This window comes from Vibrio cionasavignyae (assembly GCF_050337155.1).
GTDB classification, from domain to species: Bacteria; Pseudomonadota; Gammaproteobacteria; order Enterobacterales; family Vibrionaceae; genus Vibrio; species Vibrio nomapromontoriensis.
The window spans coordinates 61,957-77,822 of the sequence record NZ_JAKJSR010000025.1 but is presented as its reverse complement, the minus strand read 5'-3'; the positions used below and the strand labels follow the sequence as shown (position 1 = coordinate 77,822).

Annotated in this window: 12 protein-coding genes; 2 read left to right on the top strand and 10 right to left on the bottom strand. The window is 46.0% G+C overall.

Annotated features, from left to right (window positions below; translation table 11 throughout):
• Nucleotides 1-419: 419 nt before the first annotated feature.
• Both cadB and L4D74_RS19610 read left to right on the top strand, forming a co-directional pair.
• Complete coding sequence (gene cadB / locus L4D74_RS19615) at nt 420-1,766, top strand: cadaverine/lysine antiporter (RefSeq protein ID WP_428754140.1); 1,347 nt, start codon at nt 420-422, stop codon at nt 1,764-1,766.
• Nucleotides 1,767-1,871: 105 nt separating this feature from the next.
• Nucleotides 1,872-4,010 carry a lysine decarboxylase CadA gene (locus tag L4D74_RS19610; RefSeq protein WP_428754139.1) on the top strand — a complete coding sequence of 713 codons (2,139 nt, stop codon included), beginning with the start codon at nt 1,872-1,874 and terminating at the stop codon, nt 4,008-4,010.
• 140 nt (nt 4,011-4,150) lie between these two features.
• On the opposite strand, the gene L4D74_RS19605 is transcribed toward L4D74_RS19610, so the two are convergent.
• From L4D74_RS19605 to L4D74_RS19560, 10 genes are all read right to left on the bottom strand, one after another.
• Nucleotides 4,151-5,794, bottom strand: a complete 1,644-nt coding sequence (locus L4D74_RS19605) for a methyl-accepting chemotaxis protein (protein WP_428754138.1) — start codon at nt 5,792-5,794, stop codon at nt 4,151-4,153.
• 300 nt (nt 5,795-6,094) lie between these two features.
• Nucleotides 6,095-6,391 carry a DNA-binding transcriptional regulator Fis gene (gene fis, locus L4D74_RS19600; protein WP_006073423.1) on the bottom strand — a complete coding sequence of 99 codons (297 nt, stop codon included), beginning with the start codon at nt 6,389-6,391 and terminating at the stop codon, nt 6,095-6,097.
• A 23-nt stretch (nt 6,392-6,414) separates the two neighbouring features.
• A complete protein-coding gene (gene dusB, locus L4D74_RS19595; protein WP_265674648.1) occupies nt 6,415-7,383 on the bottom strand; it encodes a tRNA dihydrouridine synthase DusB in 969 nt (322 codons plus the stop codon).
• Nucleotides 7,384-7,584: 201 nt separating this feature from the next.
• Complete coding sequence (gene prmA / locus L4D74_RS19590) at nt 7,585-8,466, bottom strand: 50S ribosomal protein L11 methyltransferase (RefSeq protein WP_265674649.1); 882 nt, start codon at nt 8,464-8,466, stop codon at nt 7,585-7,587.
• A 106-nt stretch (nt 8,467-8,572) separates the two neighbouring features.
• A complete protein-coding gene (gene accC, locus L4D74_RS19585; protein WP_265674650.1) occupies nt 8,573-9,916 on the bottom strand; it encodes an acetyl-CoA carboxylase biotin carboxylase subunit in 1,344 nt (447 codons plus the stop codon).
• 15 nt (nt 9,917-9,931) lie between these two features.
• The gene (gene accB / locus L4D74_RS19580) at nt 9,932-10,387 is read right to left on the bottom strand and encodes an acetyl-CoA carboxylase biotin carboxyl carrier protein (RefSeq protein ID WP_265674652.1); all 456 of its coding nucleotides are present in this window, start codon (nt 10,385-10,387) and stop codon (nt 9,932-9,934) included.
• Nucleotides 10,388-10,442: 55 nt separating this feature from the next.
• A complete protein-coding gene (aroQ, locus tag L4D74_RS19575) occupies nt 10,443-10,892 on the bottom strand; it encodes a type II 3-dehydroquinate dehydratase (protein WP_265674654.1) in 450 nt (149 codons plus the stop codon).
• Between the two features lie 273 nt (nt 10,893-11,165).
• Nucleotides 11,166-13,115: an acetate--CoA ligase gene (gene acs / locus L4D74_RS19570; protein WP_428754137.1), complete on the bottom strand. Its 1,950-nt coding sequence runs from the start codon at nt 13,113-13,115 to the stop codon at nt 11,166-11,168.
• Between the two features lie 168 nt (nt 13,116-13,283).
• Nucleotides 13,284-13,910 (bottom strand): 3'-5' exonuclease, encoded by a 627-nt coding sequence (locus L4D74_RS19565; protein ID WP_428754135.1) that lies wholly within the window; start codon nt 13,908-13,910, stop codon nt 13,284-13,286.
• 40 nt (nt 13,911-13,950) lie between these two features.
• Nucleotides 13,951-15,777: a DUF294 nucleotidyltransferase-like domain-containing protein gene (locus tag L4D74_RS19560; protein WP_428754190.1), complete on the bottom strand. Its 1,827-nt coding sequence runs from the start codon at nt 15,775-15,777 to the stop codon at nt 13,951-13,953.
• Between the last annotated feature and the right edge of the window lie 89 nt (nt 15,778-15,866).

Genomic DNA, 15,866 nt, shown 5'->3' with positions numbered 1-15,866 from the left:
GAAATAGAGATCTTGAAGCACATACCTCAAAGTAATACGTCGAGCTAAGAATGATTCAACGCCCTCCCTATGTGGAGGGCGTTTTTATTGGTTTCACCATAACCTTGATATCAGGGCAGTGTCTGGACATGGATAATATTGACGTCCTGATATTTTTATAGTGATTTATAATTTACTTGGTGCTTTGTTAATTTATTGTTTTTATTAGGGTTTACTTGTATTGATAATAAGGTTTATATCAAGATTAGCGTTCTGTCGCTAATGTTTTTATTGATAACTTTAGATTGATTTTTTTAGCGATGATAGGGCGTAACCTGCACTTCGAAATTTAATGAGGTGCAACATCACTTTCTGGTGGCATCTCGAATCGGATTCAGTTTGGGCGCAACGCGCTTAAGTAGAAAACATGTGGAGATGTTATGTCATCGAATACTAAGAAAATCGGTCTTGTTGCCTGTACGGGGGTTGTTGCCGGAAACATGATGGGCAGTGGTATCGCTTTGTTGCCATCAAGTTTAGCGGCGGTCGGCTCTATTTCACTATATAGCTGGATAATATGTATCGTCGGGGCGTTGAGTCTTGCCTTTGTTTTTGCGCGCTTAGCAACGAAAAACCCACAAGAGGGTGGACCTATTGCCTACGCGGGTGAAATCTCTCCTGTTTTCGGGTTCCAAACTGGTGTGCTTTATTACCATGCTAACTGGATTGGTAATTTGGCGATTGCAATTACCGGCGTGTCTTACCTCTCGGTCTTTTTTCCTGTGCTTAATAACCCTGTGCCAGCAGGTCTTGCGACCATCGCGTCTGTTTGGGTTTTTACCATGGTCAACTTGTTAGGTGGCAGTTGGGTGAGTCGTCTATGTACATTAGGACTTGTGCTTATTCTCGTTCCCGTTTTAGGTACGGCTTTCTTTGGTTGGACGCACTTTGAACCTGCACTCTATAGCCAAAACTGGAATGTCTCTGCAGGCAGCGACAGTCATGCTGTTATCGCCGCTGTGCTGATTTGTCTTTGGTCGTTTGTTGGCGTTGAATCTGCCGCAGTATCGTCAGGTATGGTTGAGAATCCGAAACGCACTGTGCCGATGGCAACGATGTTAGGAACCGCGATTGCAGGGGTTATTTATATTGTCTCTACCCAAATGATTAGTGGCATGTTCCCTGCTGCGGAAGTCGCGGCTTCAGGTGCCCCTTTTGCGCTAGCAACGACAGAAATCTTTGGCCATTGGACAGCCCCATTTGTAGCGGCTTTCACTGCATTAGCGTGTTTCACTTCTCTGGGCTCTTGGATGATGCTGGTTGGCGAAGCCGGTAAACGTGCCGCCACTGACGGTAACTTCCCTAAAGTGTACGGTGAAGTAGACAAAAATGGTGTGCCTAGAAAGGGCCTGATTTTGGCGTCGATTAAGATGACGGCATTAATGTGTGTATTGATGGTCTTTAGCTCTAAAACTGCTCACGCTGCCGATCTCTTTAACCAGCTCACCACCGATGCGGTTCTACTCACCATGCTGCCTTATTTCTATTCAAGTATTAATTTGATTCGTTTCGAGGGCATGACCACTCGTAATGGCTTTGTCATGTTCTTCTCTGGTGTTGCTTGCTTATTTTGCATGGTGGCATTGGCTGGGGCGGAAGGGACAACACTCACCGCTACCTTCATTATGTCGCTGATTATTCTGATGTTCTATAGCAAGAAAGCGGGGCTGGCTCAATATATGGAGCAACACCCGAACGAAAGAACGTCACAACAAGCCAGTCACTAATTCTCTGTTGGTGTGAACTATCACACCAACAACTTATTCCTTAGGCGCTCTAGTTACTCACTGTCATTGGCAGGGAGCGCCCTCATTCACCTTGGAGATCTCCAAATGAATATTTTTGCAATCCTTAATCACATGGGTGTGTTCTTTAAAGAAGAGCCCGTTCGTCAGTTGCATGCTGCATTAGAAAAAGCTGGCTACGACGTGGTCTATCCTGTTGACGACAAAGACTTAATGAAACTTATCGAGATGAACCCGCGGGTATGCGGTGTGTTATTTGACTGGGACAAGTACTCACTGAATTTATGTGAACGTATCAGTGCTGTAAACGACAAGCTGCCAGTCCATGCCTTTGCCAATGACCAATCAACCTTGGATATTTCACTGACAGATCTGCGTTTGAATGTGAGTTTCTTTGAGTATGCTTTAGGTATGGCAGACGATATTGTCGTGAAAGTGAAGCAAGCGACTGAGGCCTACAAAAGTGCCATCATGCCTCCATTCACTAAAGCACTATTTAAGTATGTAGAAGAGGGGAAATATACCTTTTGTACACCAGGGCACATGGGCGGAACCGCGTTCCAGAAAAGCCCAGCGGGCAGTATTTTCTATGATTTCTACGGTCCAAATACTTTTAAGGCGGATGTTTCTATCTCGATGCCTGAGTTAGGCTCTTTACTTGATCACTCAGGGCCTCACAAAGAAGCGGAAGAGTATATTGCCCGTACGTTCAATGCCGATAGTTCTTATATTGTGACTAATGGTACATCCACGTCCAACAAAATCGTCGGCATGTATTCAGCGCCAGCAGGCAGTACTGTGCTGGTGGATCGCAATTGCCATAAATCGCTGACACACTTAATGATGATGACGGACGTTACGCCGATTTACTTCCGACCAACACGCAATGCTTATGGAATTCTTGGTGGCATTCCACAGCGAGAATTTAGCCGTGACGTGATAGCAGACAAAGTCGCTATGACAGAAGGTGCCACAGCGCCGAGCTACGCGGTTATTACTAACTCCACTTACGATGGGCTGCTTTACAATACTCAATTCATCAAAGAGTCTTTAGATTGCAAACACATCCACTTCGATAGTGCTTGGGTGCCATACACTAATTTCAACGCGATCTACGATGGTAAATCTGGCATGAGCGGTGAGGCGATGCCGGGTAAAGTGTTCTATGAAACGCAATCCACGCATAAATTGCTCGCAGCGTTCTCGCAGGCTTCTATGATTCACATAAAAGGTGAGTTTGATCAGGCGTCATTTAATGAAGCCTTTATGATGCACACCTCAACGTCTCCTCAATATGGCATTGTCGCTTCTACGGAAACGGCTGCTGCGATGATGCGTGGTAATACGGGACGTAAGTTGATGCAAGATTCCATCGACCGTGCTGTTCGTTTCCGTAAAGAGATTAAGCGACTAAAAGGTGAGAGTGAAGGCTGGTTCTTTGATGTGTGGCAACCAGATAATATTGATACGACAGAGTGCTGGAAACTGGATCCAAAAGAGACATGGCATGGATTCAAAGATCTTGATGATGACCATATGTATTTGGACCCTATTAAGATCACACTACTGACTCCGGGAATGAATAAATCTGGTGAACTGGAGTCTTCTGGTATTCCTGCATCATTAGTGGCTAAGTACCTTGACGAGCGTGGTATCGTGGTTGAGAAAACAGGTCCTTATAATCTATTGTTCTTGTTCTCTATTGGTATTGATAAGTCTAAAGCGATGCAGCTATTACGTGGCTTAACCGAGTTCAAACGTGGTTACGACCTAAATCTAACGGTACGTAATATGTTGCCATCATTGTATCGAGAAGATCCTAGCTTTTATGAAGGCAAACGAATTCAAGAAGTCGCGCAGGGCATACATGATTTGACTATGAAGTATCAGCTTCCAGAACTCATGTATAAAGCCTTTGATGTCTTACCGGAAATGAAAGTGACTCCTCATGCTGCGTGGCAACAAGAGTTACGCGGCCAAATTGAAGAGATTAATCTGCAAGATATGGTAGGACGTGTCAGTGCCAATATGATTTTGCCATACCCTCCTGGTGTTCCATTGGTGTTGCCAGGCGAAATGGTGACAGACAGTTCGCGTCCAGTATTAGATTTCTTAGAAATGCTTTGTGAGATTGGTGCCCATTATCCAGGTTTTGAAACGGATATTCATGGCTTGTATCGCCAGAAGGATGGCAGCTATACCGTGAAGGTACTCAAGGGCCAATAATGATGACATTGTGATGTCGGCAGGCATGCTCCACCATCACGCTCTCATCAAAATGCAGTGGCCGCTACCCCAATTGACGACCACTTAAATCAAAGGCGAACGGTTTACCGTTCGCCTTTTCTTATTGCGATAAACGGAAATCAGGAGACTTTAAATGCCCCAACGCCATTGGCGAGCGTCTGTCCATCCTCCAGTAGGCGCTCGCTTGCATCGGCAAGTGACTTGGCTTCAATCGCGGACTGGCTGCCGTGGTCGGCAATTTGTGTTAGGTTCTGACTAATTTCATCGGTTGCCAGTGTTTGTTGTGAGCTGGCTTCGGCAATTTGTTGATTGAGAGAAAGAATGGCATTCACTTGATCATCAATTTCCGTGAGCGCTTGTTTCGCATTCGCAGCTTGTTCGAGTGTCGCCTTTGATTGTTGCTGTGTTTGAGTCATTGATTGGCTGACTTCTGACGCTTGAGATTGCAGTTTTTGAATGATTTGCTCTATCTCATCAGTGCTGGTTTGGGTTCGAGTCGCCAGTGTTCTGACTTCATCGGCCACGACAGCAAATCCTCGTCCTTGCTCTCCAGCTCTTGCCGCTTCAATAGCTGCGTTGAGTGCTAACAAGTTGGTTTGTTCTGCAACACCCCGAATGACTTCCAGAACCGACCCCACCTCTTGAGTATCATTGGCTAGCATCTGAATGTTAGCGTCAGTCTCCGTTAGGCGAACCGATAAAGACTGCATGTAGCTTGATGCTAACTCAATAACTTGTGTACCGTGTTTACCCTGCTCACTGGCTTGCTTAGCGGCGCTTGCTGCATGTTGAGCTGAGTTGGCGACTTCTTGGTTACTGGCGTGAAGCTCATTCATTGCTGAGGCAACAGTGTCGACAGCCTGTTGTTGTTGCTGAGATTTGCTTGCGCTGCCTTGCGCGACTTTGTTTAGTGATACAGCGGCTTCAGTGATGTTTTCGGTGACGGGTTTAATATCACTAATAATGACACCAAGCTTGGTTGTAAAACGGTTGAATGCCGCGGCAATCTGGCTCAGTTCATCGGCGCCCTTTTCAGGTAACTGGCGTGATAGGTCGCCATCCCCGCTGGCGATATCATTAAGCGCATCTAATGTTTCTTTACATGGCGTGACAATACTGCGGCTGAGCCAAGTAGCAAGGGCTAACATAAAGACGAGAGCCACTAAGACGGATGTCATCACCTTTTTGATTTCGTTCCAGACCAAGGCTTGAATATCATCGACATAAACGCCAGTACCAATGATCCAGCCCCAAGGGGTAAAGGCTTTAATATAGGATATTTTTTCCACGGGAGCGTCGGCACCCGGCTTTGGCCACATATAGTTCACGAATCCAGATTGTTTGCTTTTTGCTACTTCAACCATATCGACAAACAAGCGCTTGCCATTAGGGTCGGAGATTTGGCTTAAGTTTTGTCCAACCAGTTTTGGTTTAAGAGGGTGCATGATCATGTTGGGTGCCATGTCATTAATCCAAAAGTAGTCGTTAGTTTCGTAACGAAGAGCCTGAATCGCTTGGCTAGCTGCTGATTGAGCTTCGCTTTGTGTCATGGCGCCTGATTGCTGTTTTTGGTAGTAATGATTGACGAGCGTATAGGCGCTCTCAACAAGATGGCGGGTTTTGGTTTGTTTTGCCTCTGTCAGAGATTTGTCGTAGTCGACAAGTGACAAAGCAAGTGGAACAAGCAGGGCAACAGAAACAACTAGGATCAATAGATACAAACGGTTCTGAATAGAAATTCGGCGCAAGAATTGGGTATTCATCTTAAGAACTCCTTTTTCTTAAAGTGAACACATCACCAATGGGTAATATTGGCATGCTGACTTTTAAGTTAATTTTATGAATAATTATGAACTAGGCAGTCTGACTTAAATTTATAATTGTTATGCATTTACCTTACGGTATTCGCTCTATTGATACCATCCCCCAATAGTCTAAGACTTGAGCTAGCTTCAACTTTGGGGAATACCAGGAAGAGTTGGCTGGGGCGTTGCTGTTACAAGCAAAAAAAAGCCACCTTCTTAGCGAAGGTGGCTTGGTATTCTGCTAGTTACGAGAACCTATTAGTTCATGCCGTATTTTTTTAGTTTCTTGCGAAGAGTACCGCGGTTGATACCCATCATGGTTGCTGCGCGAGTTTGGTTACCGCGAGTGTACTGCATGATGGTGTCTAGTAGTGGTTGTTCAACTTCTGCCAACACTAGTTCATACAACTCAGTGACATCTTGACCATTCAATTGAGCAAGGTAGTTCTTTAGAGACGCTTTGACAGAGTCACGTAGTGGCTTCTGAGTGATTTGGTCTTGAGATGTTACTGTAGTAACGGTCAATGGTTCTGAAGTCAAATTCTGTTCGAACATAATCGGTTTAGCTCTTCTCGTAATTATGATGCAACGTTTTTAAAATAGCCTTGTAATGAATCTAGCTGCTCGTGAGCAACTTCAATTGCATTAAAGGCACGACGAAATTCACTGGCTTGTGCATGTTCTTTTAAATACCAGCCAACATGCTTGCGCGCGATACGTGGACCTAAATACTCTCCATAAAACTCATGGAGGGCGTGAACATGGCCAAGCAAGATGCCCTCAACATCTCCAACTGGACGTTCAGGCATCAGTGTGCCGTTTTCCAAATAGTGTTGGATTTCCTCGAAAATCCATGGCCGTCCTTGGGCCGGACGTCCAATCATCAAAGCGTCAGCGCCAGTATAGTCCAAAACGAACTTGGCCTTCTCAGGGCTATCTATATCTCCGTTAGCGATAACAGGGATAGAGATTGCTTCTTTAACCGCTTTGATGCTGTCGTATTCAGCCTCACCTTTATACATACAAGCTTTAGTTCGACCATGAAGGGCGAGTGCCTGTATGCCACAGTCTTCGGCAAGCCTTGCTATTTGGACACAGTTTTTATTGTCTGTATCCCAGCCAGTACGGGTTTTTAGCGTTACTGGAACATCTACTGCATCCACAACAGCACGCAGAATATCTTCGATAATCTCTGGGTGCTTTAGCAGTGCAGAGCCCGCTAGCTTTTTATTTACTTTCTTTGCAGGGCATCCCATGTTGATATCGATGATCTGTGCACCGTTCTCAACACTGAATTGTGCCGCATCAGCCATAAGCTTTGCGTCGGCACCTGCAATTTGCACGGAGCGAATACCCGATTCACCCTCATGCACCATGCGCTGCTGCGACTTAGATGTTTTCCACAGTTTAGGATTAGAGGACATCATTTCACTGACCGCCATTCCAGCACCGTAACGAAGACACAACTCGCGAAATGGTCTATCTGTTACTCCAGCCATAGGAGCGACGATAAGATTGTTCTTAAGTTGGTATTTTCCGATTTTCAAAACATCGCCACAGGTTTACACAAGCAAGGGCGCGCATTTTACGCATTTTTTCGATGCGTGAAAAGACTAATATTTGAGCATTTACAATTTGTTTCTGCAAAATGCCTGATTTTCAGCCTTTTAGTGGTGAAAGTATTCGGTATTCAACATGAGAAGTCGCCCCTGTTAACGGGTTAAACGACTTCTCATCGCGAAAAAGGGTTATTTAGTGGCGGAGATACGACACCATTCTTTGAGTTCGACGATAGGGTCAACCGTCATTTCATCACGATAGTAGTTGGCGACGTCTTCTGCTTGGGTATCAAGTACGCCTGACATTGCTAACTTACCTTGGTCTTTGACCAGCGATTTGATCACGGCTGACAAATCACGTAATGGACCCGCAAGAATGTTCGCTACCACAACATCGGCGAGTAGGTTTTCAGGTTGATCTTGTGGCAAGTAAAGTTCAAGTTGGTCCGCAACACCGTTGCGCTGGGCGTTATCTTTCGAGGCCACTAAAGCTTGAGGATCGATATCGATACCAATGACTTTAGCAGCGCCAAGTTTGATCGCCGCAATGGCAAGAATACCGGAACCACAACCAAAATCGATGACCGTTTTACCAGCAAGGTCTAGCGACTCTAGCCATTCTAAACACAATGCAGTTGTAGGGTGGGTACCGGTACCAAATGCTAGACCAGGATCTAACATCACGTTGATCGCATCTGGTTCTGGAACATCACGCCAGCTTGGGCAGATCCATAGGCGTTGGCCAAATTGCATTGGGTGGAAGTTATCCATCCATTCGCGTTCCCAGTCTTTGTCTTCGAGCTGCTCAACTTTATGTGCGAAGCCTGCGACTAACATGTTGCTGGCTTTGATTTGTTCTAGGACGAGCTTAGTGTCAGTTTCGGCATCATAAAGGGCAACAATGTCAGTATCACCCCAAAGTCGAGTCTCACCCGGTAGGGGCTCAAAGACAGGCGTGTCTTGTGCATCGAGGAAAGTAACAGACAGCGCGCCTGTTTCTTCCATTAACATATCGCCGATAAGTTCAGCGTTGTCATTTGTGGCGTTAAGTTTGATTTGAATCCAAGGCATGAGTCTGGTCCGTGGTGAGTAATTTTGCGCAGAGTGTAGCAGATTAGCGAAAAGAGCGTATAAAAAAAGCCCACATCAGTGGGCTTAGTATCATCGGGCAACAGGCTTACTGTAAACCGAGCTTCTTCTCTAGATAGTGGATGTTCGCGCCACCGTGTTGGAAGTTCTCGTCGTTCATGATAGCCAGCTGTAACTCGGTATTCACGTTAATACCTTCGACAATCATTTCACCTAACGCATTTTTCATACGAGCGATCGCCACGTCACGGTTTTCACCGTAAGTGATGAGCTTACCGATCATTGAATCATAATGCGGTGGTACGGTATAACCGGTATAGATGTGAGATTCCCAACGTACACCCATGCCACCAGGAGCATGGAAGCGTGTGATCTTACCTGGTGAAGGTAAGAAGCGCACTGGGTCTTCGGCGTTGATTCGGCACTCGATTGAGTGACCACGTAGTTTGATTTCATCTTGAGTAAATGAAAGTGGTTGGCCAGCCGCGATACGTAGCTGCTCTTTAACAAGGTCGATACCCGTTACCATCTCAGTAATCGTGTGTTCTACCTGAATACGCGTATTCATTTCGATAAAGTAGAACTCACCATTCTCATACAAGAATTCAAACGTACCTGCGCCACGGTAGCCGATTTCGATACACGCGCGAGTACAGCGCTCACCGATGTACTTACGCATCTCTTCGGTAATACCTGGTGCTGGTGCTTCTTCCACAACTTTCTGGTGACGACGTTGCATTGAACAATCGCGCTCACCAAGGTGAATCGCGTTGCCTTGGCCGTCTGCTAATACTTGAACTTCAATGTGACGAGGGTTTTCTAGGAATTTTTCCATGTAAACCATGTCATTGTTGAAACACGCTTTTGCTTCAGCTCGCGTCATGGCTATCGCTTCAGTCAGTTCTGCTTCAGAGCGAACCACGCGCATACCACGACCACCGCCGCCGCCAGAGGCTTTAATGATAACAGGGAAGCCAATGCGTTTTGCGTGTGCTTTGTTCTTCGCGTCATCATCATCAAGAGGGCCATCAGAGCCAGGAACACAAGGTACGCCCGCTTTTTTCATTGAAGTGATAGCGGAGACTTTGTCACCCATCATGCGGATGGTTTCAGCTTTAGGGCCTACAAAAATGAAGCCACTACGCTCGACTTGTTCAGCAAAGTCAGCGTTTTCTGAAAGGAAGCCATAACCCGGGTGAACGGCAACGGCACCAGTGACTTCCGCCGCGCTAATAATGCGAGGGATGTTAAGGTAGCTGTCGATGCCACGAGCTGGACCGATACAAATGGTTTCGTCTGCAAGTAGCACATGCTTAAGATCGCGGTCAGCGGTCGAGTGAACCGCTACGGTCTTAATGCCGAGCTCTTTACAAGCGCGCAGAATACGTAGTGCAATTTCACCACGATTCGCGATTACTAATTTATCTAACATAATGAGCGCTCTCTATTATTCGATAATGACTAGAGCTTGGTCGAACTCAACGGGTTGGCCGTCTTCAACAAGGATAGCGGTAACAACACCAGACTTATCAGATTCAATTTGGTTCATCATTTTCATCGCTTCAACGATACATAGCGTATCGCCAGCATTTACTTGCTGACCCACTTTCACGAACGGTTTTGCATCAGGGCTTGGCGCGCCATAGAACGTACCTACCATTGGCGAAAGAACTTGATGTCCAGCAGGCGCAGCAGGGGCTTCTTGAGCAGCAGGTGCAGCTGAAGCAACAGCTGGTGCCGGTGCGGCAACTGGAGCTGGCGCTGCGGCGTATTGAATCGGTGCAACGGGTGCTGTGCCATTACGGCTGATTCGTACCGATTCTTCACCTTCAGAGATTTCTAGCTCAGAAATGCCTGATTCTTCTACTAGTTCGATAAGTTTTTTGATTTTACGAATATCCATGTTTCTATCTCTTCTCTAATGTGAGTCAGATGACTGCTGCGCAGCCATAGAGTATCTATTTTACTTTCAGTGCCTTAATGGCAGCGGAAAGGGCAAATTCATAGCCTTGCGATCCCAGTCCGCATATCACGCCTTGTGCCACGTCGGACAAATAAGAATGATGACGAAATGGTTCTCTAGCATGAACGTTTGATAAGTGCACTTCGATAAATGGTATTGAAACGCCAAGCAGCGCATCTCTTAACGCGACGCTGGTGTGGGTAAAGGCTGCTGGGTTGATAATGATAAAATCAATATCACCATGGGCGGCGTGTATCGCTTCAATGAGCTCGTATTCACGATTAGATTGCAGGTGTGTCAGGGTGACGCCCTGTATTTGCGCTAAGTCAGTTAGGTTATCAATAATTTGTGATAGTGTTTCCGAACCATAGTGTCCAGGCTCTCTTAGTCCTAATAGATTAAGATTTGGGCCATTTAAAACTAGAATTCGTGACTTTGCTGCCATAATGCTGCCATCTTCTGTTAACGTGAAATGAACGTGATTTATCTCAAGTTTATATAAAAATCAGCCTAATTTGACACCAAATTTTGGCTGTTTTTTAAAAGTTGACCAAGATTATAGCTAATTCACAGCATTTAGCAGCAATTTACTGGTCTAATCACCCTATCTTTGTCAGAAAACTTGCAACACAGTGCACGTTTTTACTCAATTCTGAAAAAACTTGATACAAAAAAACCGCCCTAGAACAAGGCGGTTTGTTGTGGACATGTTGCGGTCTTACGCGAGTTCAGCTTTTTCTGCGATCAGTTTATCAACCACGCTTGGATCCGCTAAGGTTGAGGTGTCACCTAGGTTACTGGTATCGCCGGTTGCAATTTTACGTAGGATACGGCGCATAATTTTACCGGAACGTGTTTTCGGTAATGAATCTGTCCAGTGCAACACATCAGGGGTGGCGATTGGACCGATTTCTTTTCTTACCCAGTCTTTTACCTGCTTATGAAGCTCTGCTGATGGGTATTCACCATCATTGAGCGTGATATAGGCATAGATGGCCTGACCTTTGATGTCATGCGGGATGCCAACAATTGCGGCTTCAGCAATTTTATCGAAAGCGACTAATGCCGACTCAATTTCTGCGGTGCCCATACGGTGGCCAGAAACGTTGAGTACATCATCGACACGACCCGTGATCCAGTAGTAACCATCTTCATCGCGACGGGCACCATCACTGGTAAAGTACATCCCTTTAAACGTTGAGAAGTAGGTTTGCTCGAAACGGTCGTGATCGCCATAGACGGTACGCATTTGTCCAGGCCAAGAATCTAGAATCACGAGATTACCATCTGTCGCGCCTTCTATGATGTTACCCATGTTATCGACAAGCGCTGGTTGAACACCAAAGAATGGTTTGCTGGCTGAGCCCGGTTTTAAATCTGTTGCACCTGGTAGCGGGGTAATCAAAATCCCACCAGTCTCGGTTTGCCACCACGTATCGACGATCGGTGATTGCTCGTTACCAATGGTCTTGTAGTACCACTCCCATGCCTCTGGGTTAATTGGTTCACCGACCGACCCCATGATTCTTAAACTGTCTCGTTTGGTCCCTTTTACTGCTTCGTCCCCTTTTGCCATCAGTGCACGAATGGCCGTTGGAGCGGTATAGAGAATATTAACTTGGTGCTTGTCGACCACTTCGCTCATGCGGCTTGTATCTGGGTAGTTTGGCACGCCTTCAAATAAAATCGTTTTTGCGCCATTAGCAAGCGGACCATAGATGAGGTAGGTGTGACCGGTAATCCATCCCACATCTGCAGTACACCAGAAGGTTTCACCCGGTTGATAGTCAAAGACGTACTTGAACGTCATTGCGGCATAGACTAAGTAACCGCCAGTGGTGTGCAATACACCTTTAGGTTTACCCGTTGACCCTGAGGTATAGAGGATAAATAGTGGATCTTCCGCTTGCATCTCTTCAGGAGGACAAATATCAGAAACCGTTGCTGTGGCTTCATGCCACCAAACGTCACGATGACTGTGCCAAGCCACATCACCACCAGTACGTTTAAGAACCATGACAGTAGAAATGTTTTTCACGTCTGGATTCGTTAGTGCTTCATCAACGTTTTTCTTTAGTGGTACTGCGCGACCGCCACGAACGCCTTCATCAGCGGTGATTACGACTTTCGCATCTGAATCGATAATGCGGCCCGACAAGGCTTCTGGAGAAAAACCGCCAAATACCACGGTGTGAACGGCACCGATTCGGGTACAGGCTAGCATAGCAACCGCCGCTTCAGGCACCATTGGCATATAAAGGCATACTACGTCGCCTTTTTTAACTCCCTGTGCTTTTAGCGCGTTTGAAAATTGACAAACTTCTTTATGCAATTCATTGAAAGTGAGCGTTTTATCGTCGGCAGGGTCATCGCCTTCCCAAACGATCGCTACGTCATCCCCTTTATCGGCGAGGTGGCGGTCAATACAGTTCGCAGACACATTGAGTGTGCCATCTTCAAACCAGCGAATATCGACATGACCGGTATCGAAAGAGGTGTTTTTCACCTGTGTGAAGGGTTTGATCCAATCTACAATCTTGCCGTGCTCGCCCCAAAATGCCTCAGGGTTACTAACGGACTGCTGGTACATGGATAGGTAAGTGTCGTTATCCGCGTGCGTATGCGTTTTAATATTTTCTTTTACCGGATAAACATGAACTTCACTCATTGCTTCTCTCCTTGTGAATTGAGCACTTCCAACTTGGGCTGAGTTACATCTGCTACTAACTCTCGGCTAGATTGGCATAAACGGCAATTAGACTTTAGGCGTACTTGTTTTAAATGCCTTTAAATCAGTTACTTGCGCTCGTGCTGAAATGAGATCCCAGTCGCAAAATTAGTTTTGGGGAATAAAGGGCGGCATTGTGCCTTTTGTCAGTTTCAAATAGACCAGTGCGGCGGCTTTGGCGTCATTGAGGGCATCGTGCTTATTGTAGGCGGGGATTTCTAAGTGCCGACAAATAGCCTCTAAGCTCAGGTCGAAATAGCCGTTCGGCAGAATTCGCAACAGCTTGTCATTGTAGAGCTGGCTGACTTCAATGAGAGCGTTGGGAAGCGGGAAGCCAAGGTGCTTTTTCGTGACACGATCGAGGATTTTTTTGTCGTAGCGAATGTGATAACCGACCAAAGGGCGATTACCAATAAAGTTAATGAGGGACGTAATAGCTTGCTGTTCACTGATGCCATGTTTCAAATCGTGATGAGTAATATGATGAATTTTTACCGAGTTTTCGTCGAGTGACTGTGGGGCACGAAGATGCACTTCAAATGGGGCGCTAGTAATAATACGGTTACCAATGATTTTGGTCGCGGCAATCGTCACTATTTCAGCCACGTTAGGATCGAGGCTGGTTGTCTCACAATCGAGTGACACAAACTCATTGCAGCGGGCACGGGCAAACAGTGGCGCATAAGCTGTGCCTTTAAGTTTATAGTGCCACCAATATCGTCGAATTGGGTTCATACTGCTCCTTGAACGCTGGTTGTTTTTTTCCTGGGCGTCGCTATATGCGAATTTGGTAATGATAGCCAAGCCATTGCTTGAATTTTTTCACCACATGTAGCCCATGACGTAACAAGTCCCGCTCTGGGCGTTCTAAGTTCGCTAACTGAATCGCATTTTGGGTGTGATGATGAGTGAGCTGTTGTTGTAACCTGAGTTTGAAAAATTGCTTGAGTGCTTCTGACAGATTATCGGCAGTCGAGGTCTCTAAAACGCGTTTCTCAACCAATTGATCAATTCGCTCGAAAGTGTTGGTTGCTTCTAGCCCATACTCTAGGCTGAGTGCTCGGATACCGTGAACAATAGGAAAAATGCCGCCTTGCTTGATATCCAAGCCGTCCTTGGACGCTTTGACATTACCAAATAAGGTGAGCGGTACAGCAAAAGTGAGGGCGGGGCGGGTAAAGTCAGCCAGAATCAGCTCTTGCCCTTCCATTTGTTCTCGTAATGACGTGCTTATAGGGGCAAGAAGTGCGAGGTTTCCTGCGATAGCCCGGGCGTCGGCAAGAATCGCTAACTCCATCACGTTATCGGGTGTCGCTTTAGAAATTAATTGCCGGACGTGACGGTGCCATTCAGAAACAGATTTAACCCATTGACTATTACTCACCATGACGTTGCCGGGGCATAGTGGATAACCTAATCGAGCCAGTGTATGGCTTAGTGTTTCTAATACCTTCTCTTTGTCTGGCCAATCTAATGTGTCATCTAAGATAAGTGCGTTGTCTTGGTCGGTTTTTAGGATTTGTTCTCCACGACCTTCTGAGCCTAATACGATAAAGCAGCAGTGATTATGTACTGCGGGAGGGAGGATCAATTCGAAGGCTTTTTCGATAATTTGCTCATTTACCGCTGAGATAAGCTCCATCATGAAGCGAGTACGAATACCATTACTCACCAAGCTATCGACAAGTTGCTGTTGTTTTGTGGATGCCAGAGCAAGTTCTTCAATGCTATTAGCCCGAGCAATACTGAGCGACAACACATGAGAGTGGGTTGAGAATGTGCTGAGTATTTGGGTCATGTCGAGCATGCCAACCGGCTTTGAACCATTGCATACCATCAGCCGCTTAACGCGTTGCCTTGTCATGGTCACCATGGCATTAAAGAGAAAGTCCTCTTTTTCAACCTGATGAACGGGAAAGGTGGCGATATCACTTATCGAAGTATCGCAGGGTAATTGCTCCAGAACGACGGCATGCAGCATGTTGGTACGGGTGACGATGCCATAAGGCAGGGCAGAGGGATGCGCTTGTCGTCTTGGGTCACTATCGTGTAAGCCAATAAGAGCGGCATCAACGCCTTGATCAAGCAATAACTCTGTGACTTCGGTAATAGAATGCTCAGCATCCAGTATTAACGCCGGATGGTAAATATCTTGATCGACCTTTGTCAGAATAAACTCTGCGAGATTTTGTTGTTTTTGCGCGTCTTCGAGTAATTGCTGTCTGGTAGCTAAATTGCTATCGAAATAGGCGGCAAATTGACCATTGGCCTGATAAAGGGAGAGGAATATCTCTTTGGGGAGTAAGTACACTAACGTGTCTTCAAGGGCGACGTAATGATGTTTGACTGGGTCGCCAAATTGGGCTCGCACATCAAACATGTCATCAAAGGTGTAGTGGGCGTATATTTCATTGCTGAGTTCATCGCGTTCCTCTACCGAGCCCTTAATTAAAATGTAGAGATGCTGACTGAGCTGATGGCTTTTTAGTAGGACATCTTTTTCTCGAAAATAAGCGACGTCTAATGATGAGCGCAACTGGTTTTGCTCGCGTTCAGACAGACGGTCGAACGGAGGCGACGACATATTAAATTTGTCAGGCATCATAGGGTCTCTGTGTTGTCTCACCGTACCTCATATTGTGACACCTATTGCATTAACCTCCAGACGACTTTAGTCGAATAGTTATTGCG

What these genes read in the sequence shown, in the direction of transcription:
- cadB (WP_428754140.1), top strand. Translation starts at nt 420, where the DNA reads ATGTCATCGAATACTAAGAAAATCGGTCTTGTTGCCTGTACGGGGGTT.
- L4D74_RS19610 (WP_428754139.1), top strand. Translation starts at nt 1,872, where the DNA reads ATGAATATTTTTGCAATCCTTAATCACATGGGTGTGTTCTTTAAAGAA.
- L4D74_RS19560 (WP_428754190.1), bottom strand. Translation starts at nt 15,777, where the DNA reads ATGCCTGACAAATTTAATATGTCGTCGCCTCCGTTCGACCGTCTGTCT.
- acs (WP_428754137.1), bottom strand. Translation starts at nt 13,115, where the DNA reads ATGAGTGAAGTTCATGTTTATCCGGTAAAAGAAAATATTAAAACGCAT.
- accB (WP_265674652.1), bottom strand. Translation starts at nt 10,387, where the DNA reads ATGGATATTCGTAAAATCAAAAAACTTATCGAACTAGTAGAAGAATCA.
- L4D74_RS19605 (WP_428754138.1), bottom strand. Translation starts at nt 5,794, where the DNA reads ATGAATACCCAATTCTTGCGCCGAATTTCTATTCAGAACCGTTTGTAT.
- aroQ (WP_265674654.1), bottom strand. Translation starts at nt 10,892, where the DNA reads ATGGCAGCAAAGTCACGAATTCTAGTTTTAAATGGCCCAAATCTTAAT.
- L4D74_RS19565 (WP_428754135.1), bottom strand. Translation starts at nt 13,910, where the DNA reads ATGAACCCAATTCGACGATATTGGTGGCACTATAAACTTAAAGGCACA.
- fis (WP_006073423.1), bottom strand. Translation starts at nt 6,391, where the DNA reads ATGTTCGAACAGAATTTGACTTCAGAACCATTGACCGTTACTACAGTA.
- prmA (WP_265674649.1), bottom strand. Translation starts at nt 8,466, where the DNA reads ATGCCTTGGATTCAAATCAAACTTAACGCCACAAATGACAACGCTGAA.
- accC (WP_265674650.1), bottom strand. Translation starts at nt 9,916, where the DNA reads ATGTTAGATAAATTAGTAATCGCGAATCGTGGTGAAATTGCACTACGT.